Source organism: Streptomyces sp. NPDC048185, assembly GCF_043202495.1.
Classification (GTDB): Bacteria; Actinomycetota; Actinomycetes; order Streptomycetales; family Streptomycetaceae; genus Streptomyces.
Genome location: NZ_JBIDAN010000028.1, coordinates 1 through 2704, shown reverse-complemented (window position 1 = coordinate 2704; position 2704 = coordinate 1). Strand labels below are relative to the sequence as shown.

Annotated in this window: 1 protein-coding gene; it reads right to left on the bottom strand. The window is 72.4% G+C overall.

Going from position 1 to position 2704, the window contains the following annotated elements; translation table 11 throughout:
• Positions 1–2651, bottom strand: a 2651-nt coding sequence (locus ACGF3H_RS36150; protein ID WP_393816626.1) for a type I polyketide synthase, incomplete at its 3' end; no start/stop codon positions are given.
• Positions 2652–2704: the final 53 nt, after the last annotated feature.

The window sequence follows — 2704 nt, the reverse complement described above, 5'->3', positions numbered from 1 at the left end:
AACACCAACGTCGCCGGCAACCGCAGCCCCGTGGCCCCGTTCAACCGGTTCCGCAGCTCCACCGCCGTCAACGAGTCGAACCCCAACTCCTTGAAGGCTCTCTCACCGCCGACCACGGTTTCGTCGGCGTGCCCCAGAACGGCCGCTACGTGCGTGCGCACCAGCGTCTCGACGGCGTCGACCCGGTCGGTCTCCGGCAAGGGCGCCAGGCGCTGCCACAGCGCCGAGGTGCCGGCAGCGGTGCCGGACGACTGCGCCGTACGGCGGGCGGGGATGCGCAGGAGGTCCCGGAGCAGCGTCGGTGCGGCTCCCGTAGTCGCCTGGGCGCGCAGTGCGGGCAGGTCGAGGCGTATGGGCAGCAGGACCGCGTCCGACGGGGCGCGGTCGGCCGCCGTGGTCGCAACGGCGTCGAACAGGGCCAGGCCCTCGTCCGAGGTGAGGGCGGCGATACCTGCGCGACGCATACGGCGGACGTCGGAAGCGTCCAAGTGCCCTGTCATACCGCTGCGTTCGGACCAGAAGCCCCAGCCCAGTGAGACCGCGGGCAGGCCTTGTGCCCGGCGGTGCGCCGCCAGGGCATCGACGAACGCGTTCGCGGCGGCGTAGTTGCCCTGCCCGGCGCCGCCGAACGTACCGGCGGCGGAGGAGAAGAGCACGAACGCGGACAGGTTCAGGTGCCGCGTCAACTCGTGCAGGTGGGCGGCCGCGTCCACCTTGGGCCGCAGCACCGCATCGATCTGGTCCGGCGTCAGGGACGCGATGACACCGTCGTCCAGGACACCCGCCGCGTGGACGACGGCGGTCAGCGGGTGCTCGTCGGGTACGGTCCGCAACAGCTCCGCCAGTGCCGGCCGATCGGCGGTGTTGCAGGCCTCGATGGTCACCGAGGCACCCATGCCGGTCAGCTCGGTGGCGAGTTCCGCGGCACCGGCCGCCGCCCGGCCGCGGCGGGACACGAGCAGGAGGTGTCGTACGCCGTGTTCCGTGACGAGGTGCCGGGCCACCAGGGCGCCCAGGGTCCCGGTGGCGCCTGTCAGGAGGACCGTGCCTTCCGGGTCCCAGACCGGACCGGGGCTGTCCGGCGCCGACGCCGTGGCGCGGGCCAGTCGCGGGACGAAGAGTTCTCCCGAGCGTACGGCGATCTGTGGTTCGTCACAGGCGAGTACCGCATCGAGCAACGCGTCCGACACCCCGTGCCCGTCCACGTCACACAGCACGAACCGCTCCGGATGCTCCGCCTGCGCGGACCGCACCAACCCCCACACCGCAGCCGCCGCCAGATCGGACACATCCTCACCAGGCACAGCAGACACCGCACCCCGGGTCACCACGACCAGACGCGACCCCGCGAACCGCTCCTCACCCAGCCACTCCTGCAACACCCCCAGCGCACGACACGTCACCGAACGCACCACCGCCGGATCACCCACACCCCCACCCGTAACGGGGGTGTCGTCCCCACGCGTGGCGAAGGAGGCCACAACCGCGTCCGGCACGGTCGTCGCTCCCCCGGCCAGAGCCGCTCGCAGTTCGGCCAGTTCCGGACGGGAGGCGGACGCCGATGACGGCGCCGGGGCGCTCGTCGCGAGCTTGCGCCAGGTGAGGCGGAACAACGCCTCGTCGGTGATGCGCGCCGACGCTTTCAGCTGCTCCGGCGACACAGCACGCGTCACCAGGGACGTCACCGCCGCGACCGGCGCTCCGGTGGGATCCGCGACGAACACCGACACGCCATCCACCCCGACCGGGGCGAGCCGTACACGCAGCGAGGTCGCGGCGGTGGCGTACAGCGAGACGCCTTGCCAGACGAACGGGAGGCCGGGGCGCCGCTCACCGTCCTCGTCCCCCTCCGGGGCTTCCGGCCCCGTCGCTAGTGCGTGCAGGGCGGCGTCCAACAGCGCGGGGTGCAACCCGAAGCGACCCGCTTCGGCTTGCTGATCGTCTGCGAGGGCGACTTCGGCGAACACCTCGTCGCCGCGCCGCCAGGCCACGCGAACGCCCTGGAAGGCGGCGCCGTAGCACAGGCCGGTGGCCGCCAGCCGCTCGTACAGGTCGTCCACCGCGACCGGCTCCGCACCGGCCGGCGGCCAGACACCCAGTTCGGCAGAGACGGAAGCCTGCTCGCCGCCGTCGGCCGGGCCTTCGGTCAGGACGCCGGAAGCGTGCCGTGTCCAGGAGCCTTCGGACTGGTCCTCCGGCCGGGAGAACACCGCTACCTGACGCCGCCCCTCCATGTCGGGCGCACCGACCGTCAACTGAACCTGTACGGCGGTGTCGTCGGGCAGCACCAGCGGGGCTTCCAGCGTGAGTTCCTCCAGCCGGTCGCAGCCGACCGCGTCACCGGCGCGCAGCGCCAGCTCCACGAACGCCGTTCCCGGCAGCAGCGTCGTCTCGCCCACGGCGTGGTCGGCGAGCCAAGGGTGCGTACGCAGCGACAGGCGCCCCGTCAGCAGGAGGCCCTCCGAATCGGCCAGGGCCACGACCGCTCCCAGGAGCGGGTGGTCCGCGGAGCCCAGGCCCAGCCCGGAAGCCGACTTCTGGCTCACCGCCTGACCGGCACCCTCCAGCCAGTAACGCTGACGCTCGAAGGCGTACGTGGGCAGATCAACCCGCCGGGCACCGCTCCCGGTGAACACCCCGGCCCAGTCCACAGCTGCTCCGGAAACGAACGCCTCAGCGGCAGACGTCAGGAACCGCTCCAGAC